The 15,727-nt window shown below is 69.7% G+C and carries 14 protein-coding genes; 7 read left to right on the top strand and 7 right to left on the bottom strand.

Annotated features, from left to right (window positions below; genetic code table 11):
- The first annotated feature begins 9 nt into the window (after positions 1-9).
- The 4 genes from zapE to ACZ6ZD_RS29715 are packed head-to-tail and all read left to right on the top strand — an operon-like array spanning position 10 to position 3,180.
- On the top strand, positions 10-1,020 hold the full coding sequence (gene zapE, locus ACZ6ZD_RS29730; protein WP_465677220.1) for a cell division protein ZapE: 1,011 nt from the start codon (positions 10-12) through the stop codon (positions 1,018-1,020).
- Positions 1,021-1,053: 33 nt separating this feature from the next.
- Entirely contained in the window at positions 1,054-1,662 is a 609-nt protein-coding gene (locus ACZ6ZD_RS29725; protein ID WP_465677219.1) for a hypothetical protein, read from the top strand.
- A gap of 7 nt (positions 1,663-1,669) precedes the next feature.
- The gene (locus ACZ6ZD_RS29720) at positions 1,670-2,299 is read left to right on the top strand and encodes a hypothetical protein (RefSeq protein ID WP_465677218.1); all 630 of its coding nucleotides are present in this window, start codon (positions 1,670-1,672) and stop codon (positions 2,297-2,299) included.
- A gap of 14 nt (positions 2,300-2,313) precedes the next feature.
- A complete protein-coding gene (locus ACZ6ZD_RS29715; RefSeq protein WP_465677217.1) occupies positions 2,314-3,180 on the top strand; it encodes a PPK2 family polyphosphate kinase in 867 nt (288 codons plus the stop codon).
- 17 nt (positions 3,181-3,197) lie between these two features.
- Here the strand turns inward: ACZ6ZD_RS29715 and ACZ6ZD_RS29710 are convergent, their stop codons facing one another.
- From ACZ6ZD_RS29710 to ACZ6ZD_RS29685, 6 genes are all read right to left on the bottom strand, one after another.
- The gene (locus ACZ6ZD_RS29710) at positions 3,198-5,279 is read right to left on the bottom strand and encodes a hypothetical protein (RefSeq protein ID WP_465677216.1); all 2,082 of its coding nucleotides are present in this window, start codon (positions 5,277-5,279) and stop codon (positions 3,198-3,200) included.
- Positions 5,280-5,339: 60 nt separating this feature from the next.
- Complete coding sequence (locus tag ACZ6ZD_RS29705) at positions 5,340-6,119, bottom strand: sirohydrochlorin chelatase (protein ID WP_465677215.1); 780 nt, start codon at positions 6,117-6,119, stop codon at positions 5,340-5,342.
- Positions 6,116-7,402 carry a sulfate adenylyltransferase subunit 1 gene (locus ACZ6ZD_RS29700; protein WP_465677214.1) on the bottom strand — a complete coding sequence of 429 codons (1,287 nt, stop codon included), beginning with the start codon at positions 7,400-7,402 and terminating at the stop codon, positions 6,116-6,118. Before ACZ6ZD_RS29700 ends, ACZ6ZD_RS29705 begins: the two co-directional genes overlap by 4 nt.
- The gene (gene cysD, locus ACZ6ZD_RS29695) at positions 7,402-8,328 is read right to left on the bottom strand and encodes a sulfate adenylyltransferase subunit CysD (RefSeq protein ID WP_465677213.1); all 927 of its coding nucleotides are present in this window, start codon (positions 8,326-8,328) and stop codon (positions 7,402-7,404) included. The genes ACZ6ZD_RS29700 and cysD overlap by 1 nt, the downstream gene beginning before the upstream one ends.
- Positions 8,325-9,011 carry a phosphoadenylyl-sulfate reductase gene (locus ACZ6ZD_RS29690; RefSeq protein WP_465677212.1) on the bottom strand — a complete coding sequence of 229 codons (687 nt, stop codon included), beginning with the start codon at positions 9,009-9,011 and terminating at the stop codon, positions 8,325-8,327. Before ACZ6ZD_RS29690 ends, cysD begins: the two co-directional genes overlap by 4 nt.
- A 216-nt stretch (positions 9,012-9,227) precedes the next feature.
- Positions 9,228-10,925 carry a nitrite/sulfite reductase gene (locus ACZ6ZD_RS29685; RefSeq protein ID WP_465677211.1) on the bottom strand — a complete coding sequence of 566 codons (1,698 nt, stop codon included), beginning with the start codon at positions 10,923-10,925 and terminating at the stop codon, positions 9,228-9,230.
- A gap of 382 nt (positions 10,926-11,307) precedes the next feature.
- Between ACZ6ZD_RS29685 and ACZ6ZD_RS29680 the strand changes: the two genes are divergently transcribed.
- The 3 genes from ACZ6ZD_RS29680 (at position 11,308) to ACZ6ZD_RS29670 (ending at position 15,265) form a co-directional block, all read left to right on the top strand.
- Positions 11,308-11,868, top strand: a complete 561-nt coding sequence (locus ACZ6ZD_RS29680) for a winged helix-turn-helix domain-containing protein (RefSeq protein WP_465677210.1) — start codon at positions 11,308-11,310, stop codon at positions 11,866-11,868.
- 103 nt (positions 11,869-11,971) lie between these two features.
- A complete protein-coding gene (locus ACZ6ZD_RS29675; RefSeq protein ID WP_465677209.1) occupies positions 11,972-13,819 on the top strand; it encodes a glycoside hydrolase family 9 protein in 1,848 nt (615 codons plus the stop codon).
- A 339-nt stretch (positions 13,820-14,158) separates the two neighbouring features.
- Positions 14,159-15,265, top strand: a complete 1,107-nt coding sequence (locus tag ACZ6ZD_RS29670; protein WP_465677208.1) for an amidase — start codon at positions 14,159-14,161, stop codon at positions 15,263-15,265.
- On the opposite strand, the gene ACZ6ZD_RS29665 is transcribed toward ACZ6ZD_RS29670, so the two are convergent.
- Positions 15,262-15,726 (bottom strand): GbsR/MarR family transcriptional regulator, encoded by a 465-nt coding sequence (locus tag ACZ6ZD_RS29665; RefSeq protein WP_465677207.1) that lies wholly within the window; start codon positions 15,724-15,726, stop codon positions 15,262-15,264. The two genes, ACZ6ZD_RS29670 and ACZ6ZD_RS29665, sit on opposite strands and share 4 nt — an antisense overlap.
- Between the last annotated feature and the right edge of the window lies 1 nt (position 15,727).

The following is a 15,727-nucleotide window of genomic DNA, read 5'->3' as shown; positions in this document are numbered from 1 at the left end:
GGTTGCGGCATGGTGATTCGGCTGAGCGAGCGGTGGCCGGAGGTCAGCCCGGATCGGCTGCTCTCCGAGTGCGTCCCGCCCCCGCGGTTCGCGGACGTCCGCTTCGCCACCTACCGCCCCGACCCGGCCGAGGAGTCCCAGACCGCGGCGCTGACCCTGCTGACCGAGCGCGCGATGCTCCTGGCCCAGCCGCGACAGGAGCCGAGCCTGTGGTCCCGGCTCCGCGGCCGGACGCCGGAGCCCGGCAAACCGGGTATCTACCTGGACGGCGGCTTCGGCGTCGGCAAGACCCACCTGCTCGCCTCGCTCTGGCACGAGGCAGCGGGGCCGAAGATGTACTGCACCTTCGTCGAGCTGACCAACCTCGTCGGCGCGCTCGGTCTCCGGGCGGCGGTCGAGGCGCTGTCGTCGTACCGGGTGCTCTGCATCGACGAGTTCGAGCTGGACGACCCGGGCGACACGATGCTGATCACGCGCCTGCTCGGTCAGTTGGTCGGCGCCGGCGTCCAGCTGGCCGCGACGTCCAACACGCTGCCCGACAAGCTGGGGGAGGGCCGCTTCCAGGCCGTCGATTTCCTCCGCGAGATCCAAGCGCTCGCCGCCAACTTCGACGTCCGGCGGATCGACGGTCCCGACTACCGCCACCGCGGCCTCCCGACCGCGCCCGACCCCTGGTCCGACGAGCGCGTCGAGACAGCTGCCACCGAACGCCCCGGCGCCTCCTGCGACCACTTCGTCGACCTGCACCGGCACCTCGCCGAGCTGCACCCGAGCAAGTACGGCGCCCTGCTCGACGGCGTCCAAGCAGTCGGCATCACCGACATCCGCCCGCTCACCGACGAGAACGTCGCGCTCCGGATGGTCGTCCTGGCCGACCGGATGTACGACCGCGACCTGCCGCTCCTGGCGAGCGGCGTCCCCCTCGACCAGTTGTTCTCGGCCGCCATGCTCAAGGGCGGCTACCGCAAGAAGTACCTCCGCGCTCTGTCTCGATTGATCGCACTCGCCCGCAAATCGTGACGCGGTGAACCCGGAGCGTGTTCTGCTGAACGGATGGGGAACAGCCTGAACCGCAGGTCGGTGTCGCTCGGTCTGCTGGCGCTGGCCGTGGCGATCCTCGCACTCGGCCGCTACATCCAGTTCGACAGCGACGGTCTCAGCCACGAGCGATTCAACCACCCGCTCGGCGTGGTCGCGGCGCTGATCGGCATCGCGGCCCTCGTCGTCCCATGGCCCGACGCGAAGGCCCGGCTGGCCGCCGGCATCGCGCTGCTCGTACTCGCCGGCCTGGTCATCCTCGGATACATCGCCGACGCGTCGTTCCGCTTCATCTGGACGACGAACGACGGCGAGCTGTCCGTCTTCCTGATCGGCGCCCTGCTGCTGGCCTTCGTACTCATCACCAGCGCGGTCGCCGTCCGCACCGGCGACCGTTGGGTGCTCCGGACGGCGGCCTACCTGGCCGGCACGCTCGTCCTCGCCGTCATCGCCTTCCGCATCGGGTACGGCTTCCACGAGTCGCGCGGCTGCCCGGACCCGGACTCCGAATGCCTCGCCGGACTGAACGGAATCTGGTGGAGCTGCGCGGTCTTCGCCGTCGCACTGGTCGGCGCCGTCGGGTACGAGGTGACACGGTCGCGGACCGCCGAACCAGTCAGCTAGGAGAACCGTGGAGAAGTTTGCCGACCGCCGGACCCTCTCGCTCGGCCTGCTCGCCCTCGCCTGTGTCTTGTTCGCGCTCGGTGGCGCGATGCGGGTGTACAACGGGTGGAGTTCGTACTACGACGGACAGCCGATCCTGCTCGATCTGCTGACCGGCTTCGTGGGGCTGATTGCGCTCGCGGGGCTGATCGTCGCCGTGCCTGAGGCGCGCTCGCGACGCTGGTACGGCGCGGCGCTCGCCGTACTGGGTGGCTTGGTACTGCTGGCGCACTTGTGGTTCGACGACGCCGGCTTGTTCTTCGACTCCAGCGGTAGCGCCGTGTTGCTCGTTGCCTTGCCGGTCCTGATTCTCGGTGGATTGGCGCTCGTCGTGAGTGCGGCCGTCCAGCTGACCGGCGGCCGCTGGCTGGTGCGCGCGGCGATCTACCTGGTCAGCACTGCCGTGATTGCTGCGCTCGCGTTCAGCGCCGGGATGCGGGACGGCGCGCAGGACTGCGACGAGGTCGACACCGAGTGCTATCCGGTTCTGGCGGGCACGTGGTTCGCCTGCCAGGCGATCATCGGCTGCCTGCTCGTCGCGGTCGTGATCGAGGTCGTGCTGCGGCGGCGGAGGTCCGTGAACACGCCGGTCGGATAGGGCAGGATGGCCGAATGGCGAAGAAGCAGAAGGTGCAGGCGGAGGCCGGGGGACTGCTGGAGCAGCTGCGAGTGCCCGCCGGCCCGGTGGATCTGAGCACGTACGACCCGCGGGCGACGCCGGGATTCACCGGTGCGAAGGACGAGGGCAAGCTTGCGCTCGAGACCCTCGGCGCCGGGCTGTCGGACTGGCAGGAGCGGCTGTTCGCCGAGGGCCGCAAGGGCGGGGAGCGCAGCATCCTGCTCGTCCTGCAAGGGATGGACACCTCGGGCAAGGGCGGCGTCATCCGGCACGGTGCGGGGCTGATGGACCCGCAGGGCCTGAAGATCACCTCGTTCAAGGCGCCGACGCCGGCCGAGAAGCGCCGCGGCTTCCTGTGGCGCATCCGCCAGGCCGTCCCGGGCCACGGCATGATCGGCATCTTCGACCGCTCGCACTACGAGGACGTGCTGATCGCCCGCGTCCGCAACCTGGTCGCCCCGAACGTCTGGGACAAGCGCTACGACCAGATCAACGAGTTCGAGGCCGAGCTGGCCGAGTCCGGCGTCACGGTCCTCAAGTGCTACCTGCACATCTCCCCGGAGGAGCAGAAGACCCGTCTGCAGGCCCGCCTCGACGACCCCACCAAGGCCTGGAAGTACAACCCCGGGGACGTCGACGAGCGCCTGCTCTGGCCCGACTACATGGAGGCGTACCACGCGGCGCTCGAGCGCTGTAACACCGAAGCCGCGCCCTGGTACGTGATCCCCAGCGACCGCAAGTGGTACCGCAACTGGGCCGTCACGACCCTCCTCCAGGAGACCCTGACCGCCCTCAACCCCGCCTGGCCGGCCGCCGACTTCGACGTCGCCAAGGAGAAGAAGCGCCTGGCCGCGTCCTGATTCGGCAAAGCCGCCGGTCAGCGGCTGTGGTCGGTCTGGGGCTTGGCGGAGTTGAGGCGCGCGCCGGCGGCGGCCTGAGCTGCCAGGTGCGCGTCGTGGTACGCCGTTGCCTGGGCGGGCGCGGCGGGTGCCGGTTGTGAACCCGCGGGCGCCACGCCCTGGTGCGCGGCTTGGAGGGCCTGGTACAGGGCCTTGGAGTTCGGGCTGGAGTACTGCTGGGTCAGCTCACCCACTTTCGCCTGGCCCGCCGCTGCGGCAGCGGACTCGCGATTGTCGGGGGTCGCGTCGGCGGCCGTCGTCATCGCGGTCTCGATGGCACGCTGCGCGTGGAAGGCCTCGGGCTGCGGGACCACCTGAGGGAGTGCGCTGTCGGCGTAGAGCTTGGCCGCGGCCGCTTCGAACTCCCGTTCGCGAACCGGGCCGGGGGTGGGCGCCTCGTAACGGGTAGCGCCCTGCGGGTTGAGTCCACGCTGGGCGGCGAGACGGGACTGGTAGAGCGCCTGCGCATCCGGGCTGCTGTAGAGCTTCTCGTAGGTCTCGATGACGTGCCGGCCGGCGGCGAAGGACTGTTCGCCGCGCAACGTGCTCATGGCGCGGATCTCGTCGACCGATCCTTTGCCGGTGTTCTCGTCGAGCCAGGCGAAGTTGGTGCGCATCGCGAGCGCGATGTCGCGCTTGACCTTGACGACCTCGCTCGGCGGGACGAGCTCCGGGAGCCGGCTGCTCTCGTACATCTGGTCGGCCAGCTCGTCGAACTGGCCGCGCGGTGAGGCGGCGGCCTGCCGGCGAAGGGCTTCGCGGTCCAGGCCCGTCCGGCGGTCGAGGGCCTCGGCGACCGCGCGGGCCGCGGGCGCGTAGTGCTCGTAGGTTTCCTCGTTCTCGACGTCGAGGATGCCGGGGGCGATCTTGTCGACACCGGTCGCGCGGATGAAGTCGTCCAGATAGGCGCTGTTGAAGGCCTCGACGAATCCTTCCTCACTGAACTGGATCCACCGGTCCTCGCCGAACGTCTGCGCCGACAGCGCGTACTGCTCCTGCGCGTGGGCGCCACGCCGGACGTCGGGAATCGCGAAATGCGCGTTCTCGTGCAGGACGATCCCCATCGCCAGCCGGAACCGCCGCAGCGTCTGCGCGTCGTGTTGCTGGCCCGCGCTGTCGAACATCTCCTTCAGCGGTTGCACGACGTGCTTGTTGTGCAGGTGCATCGTGCCGTTCCAGTCGGCGATGCCACCCATGTTCTTGGTCTCGGTGAGCTTCTCCGAGTGGGCCGACTGCCCGGCGCCGGTGAGCCGCAGGACGGCGTCCCGGGCGTCCTTGGTCAGGAACTGGATCAGCCGCGGGTGGTCGTGTTCCTGCCGCAGCGCGGCGATCTCGGTCGCCATGGCGTCGATCGACGTGTAGCCGGCCATGGCATTGGTCTGCATCCGCTCTTGGTCGCTGCCGGTCGCGGTGTCGACCACCGCCAGGTGAGCGTCGAGGCTGCGCTCGATCCGGGCCCGGGCGGCCTCCTGGCCGTCGGGCGGGACCAGGAACTCGAGATAGTCGTTCTCGTACTGCGGACGGCTGAAGTAGGCGACCCGCTGATCGGCGGGATACTGCAGCAACTTGTCGTAGACCTCGTCGTTCTCCCAGCCCCAACGCTCGGCCAGCTGCATGCCCAGACCGGTGGCCGCGGCGGTCTCGTTCAGGAACTCGGCCGGCGCCTTAGCGGCCTTCAATCCGGGAACGGCGTCCGCCAGGCCGGTCCGGTCGAGGAAGTCGTTGAGGTTCCGCCGCGCCCACAGCTCGGACAGCCCTCGGTCGAGGACGCGGGCGGTGACGTTGGTTGCCGCCGGCCCCGGTTCTCCGGCGCCGGCGCGCCTGATCAGCCGGTTGTGCTCGCGGAGCAAGGCCTGCAGGGCGCCGCGGTAGCGGCTTAGGTCGGCTTCGGAGCGGCCGCTCCCGTTCGCGAACAGCTCCTGGAGGTCGCGATGCTGGGCGTCGGTGATGGCGATCCGGCCGGTGAAGTTCGTCCGCCGGGCCCAGGGGACCATCGACATGGTCGTCGCGGCGGCGGAACCCATCAACGCGTCGTACGACCGGACACCTTGCTCCGACACGGACTGTACCTCCAGGGACTACGGCTGTTGCGCGAACCGTAGCCCCCGGAGGGGGCGAGCTCAGGCGGAGTGGACGAGCACCGGGCGCGGTGCGGGCGCTAGCGTGAGGAGGTCGAGGCCGGCGACGCCGTACCGGAGCAGGATGAGCCGCGCGACCTCGGCGCTGACGCCGAGCGGGCGCGAGACCGCTACCGCTCCGGCCTTGCGGGCGGTCGTCTCGGCGCGGTCCGGGAGGACGCCGGGGGCCAGGAACAGCGAGCCGACGGCGACGTGCCGCCGTCCCTCCAGCCGCCACTGCAGGACGGCCTCGGCCGGCGACGGCGACGCGGCGCAGACGAACGCGGCGGTCACCGGCAGCTTGTGCCGCTGACCCCAGAGGCGGGCCAGGCGGGTCACGCTGGCGTTGGCCTGCGGGTCGCTCGACCCGGCGGCGGCCAGGACGAGCGCGTCCAGCTCCCGCACGCGACCGTCCTTGAGCTCGGCGCGCATCCGCCGGTCCAGGACGTCGAGCAGCGAGTCGTCGTAGCCGAGGACGTCGGACGCGATGATCCGCAGGTTCGGGAAGCGGCTGCGCGACTCGTCGATGACGGCCGGGACGTCGATCCGCGCGTGGTACGCCGACGACAGCAGCAGCGGCAGGACGACGACCTCCTCCACGCCCTCGGCGGCGAGCTTGCCGATCACCTGGTACGGCGTGGGCGGGCAGTGGTCGAGGAAGGAGGCTTCGATCCGCAGGTCGTCACGCATCTCGCGCAGGCACTTCACGAGCGAGTGGACGGTGGCGGCCGAGCGCGGGTCGCGGCTGCCGTGGGCGAGGATCACGAGAGCTGGAGCAGTCACAGCAGTTCCCCTTCTTCGTCGTCGATCATGCCTGCGGCCAGCGTCCACCCGTCGTGGGCGTCGATCAGCAGGAAGGATCCAGTGATGTTGTTACTGGAGTACGGGTCGGCGGCCAGCGGTGCGGCGATTTTGAGCTGCACCTTGCCGATGTCGTTCAGGTCGAGCCCGGCGGCGTCGATGACGCCGAGCGTGGCCAGATCGAGCACCCCGGTGATCTTGGTGACGATCGCCTGGGCCGTGGTGGTGGTGTGTTTGATCAGCAGCCGGGCGCCCACGGTCAGCGGGCGGTCCGAGAGCCAGCACACGGTGGCGGACAGTTCCCGGCGGGTGCCGGGGGAGGATTCGGCCGCGACGATGACCGAGCCGCGGGCGACGTCCAGGTCGTCGGCGAGGCGGACGGTGACGGCTTCGCCGGCGACCGCGGTGGGTCGTTCGGCGACGGCCGTGGCGGTGGCCGACACGACCGGGCGGTCGATGCCGGCGACCGTCGTCCGGCGCCCGGCGGGGAGGACGATGACCGGGTCGCCGACCGTGACGGTGCCGGAGGCAACGGTTCCGGAGTAGCCGCGGTAGTCGCGGTACTCGTCGTCGGTCTGCGGGCGGATGACGTACTGGACCGGGAAGCGCAGCGGCTGGGCCGAGGTGTCGGTCCGGCCGTTCGCGTTCTCGAGGACGTCGAGCAGGGTCGGGCCGTCGTACCAGGCGGTGGCCGTGGACGGGGTGACGATGTTGTCGCCGACGAGCGCGGAGACCGGGATCGTGCGCAGGTCGGCGATCTCGAGCTGGTCGGCGAGCTGTTGGACCTCTTTGGCGATACCGGTGTAGACGGCCTCGTCGTAGCCGACCAGGTCGATCTTGTTGACCGCGAGGACGACGTGCGGGACGCGCAGCAGGCCGGCGACGGCCAGGTGCCGGCGGGTTTGTTCGAGGACGCCGTGGCGGGCGTCGACGAGGATGATGACCACGTCGGCGGTGGAGGCGCCGGTGACGGTGTTGCGGGTGTACTGCACGTGGCCGGGGCAGTCGGCCAGGATGAACGAGCGCTTGTCGGTCGCGAAGTACCGGTAGGCGACGTCGATCGTGATGCCCTGCTCACGTTCGGCGCGCAGGCCGTCGGTGAGCAGCGCGAAGTCGAAGTCGCCGCCGCGGGCTTCGGAGACGGTTTTCACGTGCGCGATCTGGTCGGCGAGGATCGCCTTGCAGTCGTGCAGGAGCCGGCCGACCAGGGTGGATTTGCCGTCGTCGACCGACCCGGCGGTGGCCAGGCGAAGGAGGGTGCTCATCAGAAGTACCCCTCTCGTTTGCGGTCTTCCATGGCGGCCTCGCTGGCCCGGTCGTCGGCGCGGGTCGCGCCGCGTTCGGTGATGGTGCTGGCCGCGACCTCGATCACGACCTCGGCGGCGGTGGTCGCGTCGGAGGCGACCGCGCCGGTGCAGGACATGTCGCCGACGGTCCGGTAGCGGACGGTGCGCTCGGCGACGGTCTCGCCGCCGCGCGGCTGCGAGTAGGGGCCGACGGCAAGCAACATGCCGTCCCGCTCGAACACCGGCCGCTGGTGGGCGTAGTAGATCGAGGGCAGCGGGATGTTCTCGCGGGCGATGTAGTTCCAGACGTCCAGCTCGGTCCAGTTGGACAGCGGGAAGACGCGGACGTGCTCACCCGGCTTGTGCTTGCCGTTGTAGAGCGACCACAGCTCCGGGCGCTGGTTGCGCGGATCCCACTGGCCGAACTCGTCGCGCAGGCTGAAGATCCGTTCCTTGGCCCGGGCGCGTTCCTCGTCGCGCCGGCCGCCGCCGAACACGGCGTCGAACCGGTGCGCGTTGATCGCGTCCAGCAACGGAACAGTCTGCAGCTGATTCCGCGTCCCGTCCGACCGCTCCCGAAGCCGGCCGTCCGCGAGGTAGGTCTCGACCTCGGCGACCTCGAGCCGCAGCCCGAGCTGAGCCACGACGGAGTCGCGGTAGGCGAGGACCTCGGGGAAGTTGTGCCCGGTGTCCACATGCAGCAAGGTGAACGGCACCCCGGCCGGCGCGAAGGCCTTCCGCGCCAGGTGCAGCATCACGATCGAGTCCTTGCCGCCTGAGAACAGAATGACCGGACGCTCGAACTCGGCTGCCACCTCACGGAAAACGAAGATGGACTCGCTCTCGAGTGCGTCCAGCTCGGTCACCGTTTGCGTGGACAGGGGAGCCTCCAATGTGGCGGTCATGTGTGGAGCCCGCATTCGACCTTGCCCGTGCCGGACCAGCGGCCGGAGCGGGGGTCTTCGCCGGGTGCGACGCGTTGGGTGCACGGCTCGCAGCCGATCGAGGGGTAGCCGTCGTACTGGAGCAGGTTGACCAGTACGCCGTTGTCGCTGATGTAGGCATCCAGGTCGTCCTGGGTCCACGGCGCGATCGGGTTCAGCTTGACCATGTCGCGCTTCTCGTCGTACTCGACCAGCGGCGTGTTGGCGCGGGTCGGCGCCTCCTCGCGGCGGATGCCGGTGACCCAGGCCTTGTAGTGCGACAGGTGCCGGTTCAGCGGTTCGACCTTGCGCAGCGCGCAGCACTGGTCCGGACGGCGCTCGTACAGCTTCTCGCCGTATTCGGCGTCCTGCTCCGCGACGGTCTGCAGCGGCGTGCCGTTGATCAGGTTGATCGGGAGCATCTGGGCGACGGCGTCCCGGGTGCCGATCGTCTCGACGAAGTGGTAGCCGGTGTCGAGGAAGAGCACGTCCACGCCCGGGGCCGCCTCGGCCGCCAGGTGGGGGAGTGCGCCGTCCGCCATTGACGCGGTCACGACCAGCTCGTCGCCGAACGTCTCCCGCGCCCAGGCCAGCACCTCCTGCGGGGAGGCGTCGCCGAGCCGGGCGTTGGCCTCCTCGGCGAGCGACTTCAGGTCCGTACTCATTCGACACTCACCCGCAACCCGATCATCTTGAGCGAGAACACCCGTGCGCACGGCCGGCACTCCCAAGCACCATGGCCCTCTTCCGACGGACGAAGGTCCTCGTCCCCGCAGTACGGGCAGTACAGCGGTGCAGCGCGCTCGCTCATCGTCGTCCTCGCTTCGCTCCGGGCGCCGATGTTCCATGGCTGTATTGGATGGTGAACTCGCTTCGCTCCTTCACTGGAGGGCCTCCTGATCCGCACGGGTGGCCCACTGGGCGAAACGCTCGCCCTCGTTGCGCTCCTTCAGGTAGTTCTGGGTGACGCGCTCGACGTAGTCGGTGAGCTCGTCCGACGTCACCTTGTGACCGCGCAGCTTGCGGCCGAAGCCGGCGTCCAGCCCGAGGCCGCCGCCGAGGTGCACCTGGTAGCCGGGCACCTGGTTGCCGTCGGCATCGAGGACAAGCTGGCCTTTGAGCCCGATGTCGGCGACCTGGATCCGGGCGCAGGAGTTCGGGCAGCCGTTGACGTTGACGGTGATCGGGACGTCGAGGTCCGGGATCCGCTCCTCCAGCTCGTCGATCAGCTGCGCCGCGCGGGCCTTGGTCTCGACGATCGCCAGCTTGCAGAACTCGATGCCGGTGCAGGCCATCGTGTTCCGCCGCCAGGCCGACGGCCGGGCCTGGAAGCCGAGCGCGTGCAGAGCCGTCACCAGCGACTCGACCTTCGACTCCTCGACGTCGAGCACGATCAGCTTCTGCTGCGCGGTGGTGCGGATCCGGTCCGAGCCGTGCGCGGCGACGACGTCCGCGACCTCGGCCAGCTTGCTGCCGGACACCCGGCCGACGACCGGCGCGACGCCGACGAAGTACTTGCCGTCCTTCTGCTGGTGGACGCCGACGTGGTCGCCCTGGACGGCGGGGATCTCCGGCGCCGGGCCGTCGATCAGCGGGCGCTTCAGGTACTTGGTCTCGAGGATCTCGCGGAACTTATCGACTCCCCAGTCGGCGACCAGGAACTTGATCCGGGCCCGCGTCCGCAGCCGGCGGTAGCCGTAGTCGCGGTAGATGCTGCAGATCCCCCACCAGGCCTCGTGCACCTCCTCGAGCGGGACCCAGGCGCCGAGCCGCTGCGCGAGCATCGGGTTGGTCGACAGGCCGCCGCCGACCCAGACGTCGAAACCGGGACCGTGCTCGGGGTGCACCACGCCGACGAACGCGATGTCGTTCACCTCGGGGACGACGTCGTGTGACGGGTGCCCGGTCATCGCGGTCTTGAACTTGCGCGGCAGGTTGGAGAACTCGGTGGTGCCGATGTACTTCTCGACGATGTCGTCGATGGCCGGGGTCGGATCGATGATCTCGTCCGCGGCGATCCCGGCGACAGGGGAGGAGATGATGACGCGCGGCACGTCACCGCAGGCCTCGGTGGTGTAGAGGCCGACCGCCTCCAGCTTGTTCCAGATCGCCGGGATGTCCTCGACCCGGATCCAGTGCAGCTGGATGTTCTGCCGGTCGGTGATGTCGGCGGTGTCGCGGGCGTAGGTCGTGGAGACCTCGGCGATCACCCGCAGCTGCTCGGTGGTGAGCTGGCCGCCCTCGATCCGGACCCGGAGCATGAAGTACTTGTCGTCCAGCTCCTCGGGCTCCAGCGTCGCGGTCTTGCCGCCGTCGATCCCGGGCTTGCGCTGGGTGTAGAGGCCCCACCAGCGGAACCGGCCGCGCAGGTCGGCCGGGTCGATCGAGTCGAACCCGCGGTGCGCGTAGACGTTCTCGATCCGGGCCCGGACGTTCAGGCCGTCGTCGTTCTTCTTGTTCTCCTCGTTCTTGTTCAGGGGCTCGCGGTAGCCGAGCGCCCACTGACCCTCGCCCTTGCCCTTACGCGGGCGGACGGGTTTGCGGGGAGTGCCGGTCTGGGGGGAAGCGACGCCAGTCATCCGGAACGGTGTCCTTGTCCTAGAGACAGGTGCGCCCGCGGAAGGCTAGCTCGAAGCGTCGTCGATTCGACCCGGTCTGCGCGGCGCGCACCCAGCAGATGTTCGAGCGGGGTGGCTGTCAGAGCATCGAAGGACGACAGATGGCGCTGCGCATCCGCCCGAGGTCGACGTGAATGCGACCTACGAGGTGGGTGGACTGGGCAGCGAGCATGTCAACAAGAGTCAGCGGGAACGGCTGACAAATCAACTCCCAATCCTGCATCGCGAGACGTCATCTCACGATATGGCTAACCCGACCAGTCTGGTGGGGATTCTTCCACGCTCGCGACACGGTGGGCAATCAGGCTTGTACAAGAGATCTTGTCTAACTACCCTGGAGCGTATGCCGACCGAAAATCGCCGTCCCGCCGGAGCCTCCCGACTCCAGGCGGTCGACCATCCGTTACGCCGCAAGCTGCTGGGCCTGCTCGGTGTCGAGGGCCCGGCCACCGCCTCGATCCTGGCCGCCCGGACGGGGGAGATGGTCGGCAACATCAGCCATCACCTCAAGGTACTGAAGACCGCGGGGGTGATCGAGGAGGTCCCCGAGCTCGCCAAGGACAAGCGGGAGCGCTGGTGGCGCAGTGCGCTGACGTCGTACGCGTGGCCGGTCGCCGCCGCCGAGCCCGGCGCCGAGATGATCGCCGCGGTCGCCGAGGAGAGCAACGTCACGTACCGGGCCGGCCTGGTCCGGGACTGGTTCACCCGCCGTGAGGAGTACGGCGAGGAGTGGATCGAGTCCGCGTTCTCGATCGACGTCTGGCTGCGGCTGACGCCGGCCCGGCTGGCCGAGCTGCGGGAGCGGTTACAGGACGTGTTGGAGGAGTACGTCGACGACCCGTCGACCGAGCCCGAGACCCGCCCGGTCTACGTCTTCGCCCAGGGGTTACCCGCCCAGCCCTGAGCTCCGAACAGCTCGGCGCGACCTCTGTACGGCGCGGCCCGGATGAGCTATTTTCCCCGAAATGACAGGAAACTTTCCTGTCAATTATCGAGGAGGCGGGCGTGTGAGGGCGTTGCTCCGGGTGGGGTCGGTCGTGGTCGCGACCGGGTTGGTGCTGGGGGTTACCGGACCGGCACAGGCGGTGACGGACAGTGGTGCGGTCCGGGTGAATCAGCTCGGGTACGGCGCGTTCGCCGGTAAGGCGGCGTACGTGCTGAGTCAGGGCGCGGCGGCCGGCCGGCGGTTCCAGGTCGTGGACGCGCGCGGCCGGCGGGTGCTGACCGGGAAGGTCGGTGCCGAGCTGGGGGAGTGGAACGGGAAGTACCAGCACGTCTACGCGCTGGATCTGTCCCGGCTGTGGGTGCCGGGGAAGTACCGGGTCGAGGTGCCCGGGGTGGCGACGTCGCCGGAGTTCGTCGTCCGGGCCGACGGCGACGGGCTGGCGACGTCCGCGCGGGACAAGGCGGTGAACTTCTTCACCGAGCAGCGCGACGGCGCGGACGTTGTCCCGGGCGCGCTGCAGCGCAAACCCGCGCATCTGACCGATCGCGCCGCGCAGGTCTACGAGCTCCCGACCTTCGCCGGGCCGGACACCGACCAGACGGTCGGCGAGCTGCGGCGGATCGGCGGGCCGGTCGACGTCGAGGGCGGCTGGTACGACGCCGGCGACTACCTCAAGTTCACTCATATCGCGGCGTACTCGGAGACGATGCTGTGGGCATCGGCCCGGGATGCGCGACGGCCGGACCGCAAGTTGCTGAAAGAGGCCCGGCACGGGCTGAAGTGGCTGGACAAGATGTGGGACGAGCGGTCGAAGACCCTCTACATCCAGGTCGGCGTCGGCACCGGCAACGCCGAGGGCACTTTCATCGGCGACCACGACATCTGGCGGCTGCCCGAGCAGGATGACCACCTGACCGACCCGTCGGAGCGCCACCTGCGCAATCGGCCGGTCTTCCGCGCGGCGGCGCCCGGTCAGCCGATCAGCCCGAACCTGGCCGGCCGGACGGCGGCAGCCTTCGCGCTCGCGGCGCAGGTCGAGGCCGCGACCGATCGCAAACTCGCGCGTAAGCACCTGGAGACCGCGGCGCAGATCTTCGCGCAGGCCAAGACCACGAATGTCGGTCAGCTGACGACGTCGCTCCCGTTCGCGTTCTACCCGGAGTCGACGTGGCGCGACGACCTCGAGCTGGGCGCGACCCAGCTGGCCCTGGCGGCACAGCGGCTCGGCGATCGGCGCGCCGCGGGCTTCGTGCGGCAGGCGGCGTACTGGGCCGATCAGTACCTGCAGCATGAGGCCGGCGGTGACACGCTCAACCTGTACGACGTGAGCGCGCTCGCCCATGCCGACCTGATCCGGGCCGCGCGGTCCGACCGGCGGCTGGTCGCGAAGCTGACCGGCGACCTGCGGGCGCAGCTCGAGATCGGCGCTCAGCGGGCCGCGAAGGACCCGTTCCGCGCCGGTGCGCGGTACGACAACTTCGACGCCGTCCCACACACCTTCGGGCTCGCGGCCACCGCGCGCCTCTACCGCAAGGTGACCGGCGACCGCCGCTACGACGCCTTCGGCGCGCAGCAACTCGACTGGGCGTTCGGCGCGAACGCGTGGGGCGTCTCGTTCATGGTCGGCGTCGGCGACAACGGCAAACGCTGCCCGCATCACCAGATCGGCAACATCCTCGGCCGCGAGGTCGTCGGCGCCGTCGTCAACGGCCCGAACTCGGCCGGCCTCTTCGAAGACGGCCTCGGCGGTCACCTCGACGGCATGGCCCCGTGCCCGGCCGACGGCGTCGACAAGTACGAGGAGTTCACCGGCCGGGGCTCCCGCTACGTGGACGACGTCCGCTCCTGGCAAGCCTCGGAGCCGGCCGATGACTTCGCCGCCATCGCGGTCTACGCGCTGACGCGCTAGCCCTCATTGGAACAGGCGCCACCGAGGTGATCGGCCTCGGTGGCGCCGACCGGGGGAGCGGGGTGAGCCGCGAGGCGGCTCCTGGTGTAGTGGGGGAGCCGAGGAAGCGCCGGTCCGCTCTGGCGAGGAATCCGAAAGGCCGATGCAGGAGCCTCCCAGGTGGGGATTTCTTTGCAATCGATCTTGTACAAGAGTTCTTGTCTAATCGCCAAGGCGAAAATCGCCGTTTTCAAGGGAAAGCAAAGGGCCGCCACGTGGCCGGTTACTAGGGTTGCGGGGGTGGAGACGGCTGGGGAAATCGCGGCGGGGGTTCGGGGTGGGCACCGAAGTGCGGTCGAGGTGGTTAAGGAGGCGTTGGAGGCGGCTCGGCAGCTGGATCCGGTGCTGCATTTCCTCGAGGAGCTGGACGAGGTCGGCGCGCTACGTGCGGCGCGAGCGGTCGAAACCGGCGCTCTGGCTGGGGTTCCCTTCCTGGTGAAGGCGCGGACGCCGGCCGGGTCGCCGATCGTGCGGCGGTTGGTCGCGGCGGGTGCGGTCCCGATCGGGACGGCGACGCGGGCGCGGCCCGGGCCGGGGTCGCAGACATACGGATGGAACGGCCGCGAGTACACAGCGAACCCCTGGGACGTGACCCGGACGCCGGGTGGCTCGACGGCTGGGGGAGCGGCGGCGGTCGCGGCCGGGGTCGTGCCGCTGGCGACTGGCGGCGACAGCGGCGGTTCGCTGCGGATCCCGGCCGCGTTCTGCGGCCTTGTGGGTTTCAAAGGCACTTTCGGCCGTGTCCCGCGCGCGGCAGGCCGCGGTTTCGGTGGGCTGACGACCGCCGGCGTGCTCGGCGCGGATCTGGACGACGTGATCCTCGCGACGAGCATCGTCAGCGGTCCCGACCGTCTCGACCCGACAGCGTTACCGCATTGGCCGATCCCGCCGCGCTCCGACAGATCGTGGCGCGTCGCCTACCGCCCGACCCTCGGCGTCCACCCCTCCGACCCGGACGTCGATCGCGTCGTCCGTGATCGCCTCCGACTGCTCGACGTGATCGACGTACCGCTCCAGCTGGAGCCGACCGACGACGCCTGGCACGTGCTGTCCACCTTGGACGCCGGCCGCGGCGTCCAGACGTCCGCGGTGCGCCGGGCGCGCGAGGTCCGCGATCGCAACAACACCGCGCTGGCCGACCTGTTCGACGTCGTCGACGCGCTGATCACGCCGACCACGCTGACTGTTGCCCACCGCAACGGTCAGCACGATGAACAGATCGTGGTCGGTGACCCGTGCTGGGCGTTCAACGTCACCGGCCACCCGGCGGTCAGCATCCCCGTCGGTCTTCTCGACGGTCTACCGGTCGGAGCGCAAGTCGTCACCAAGCACCACGACGATGCGACCGCGCTGGCGATCGCCCGGCAACTACGCGTCGAGCTGCCCCGCCCGCCGATCTACTTCTAGCGCGGGTGTTTGGCGCGCCATTCCTTCATGGTCTGCTCGAGATCACCGTGGATGAACGTGATGAAGTCCGCGGCTTCGGAGAGCCGCCGGCCGACGACGGTGTCGTCACCGAAGAGCTCGGCCCCGGCGGCGCTGCTCGCGGCCCAGTCTGTCAGCGCCGCGTTGCGCCGCTCCACGATGGCGGCGAACACGTCCTCGCGGATCCGGTAGTGGTCCTTGCGGGAGCCCGGCATCCGTTCGCGGCTGATGAACGACATCTGGATCAGCTGCCGGACGGCGCCCGACACCGCGGGCTGGCTGATCTTGAGTGTGTCGGCCAGCTCAGCCGCGGTCATCGTTCCGTTCGGGCTGACCAGCATCCGGCCCATCACCCGCGCGGACATGGTCGGGACCCCACTGTTGGCCATCACCCCGGCGAAGCGTTCGACGTACTGACTGACTTCTTCCGGGGTGGGCGCCATA

This window comes from Kribbella sp. NPDC104218 (genome assembly GCF_055584105.1).
This window is presented reverse-complemented; position numbering and strand designations above follow the sequence as displayed.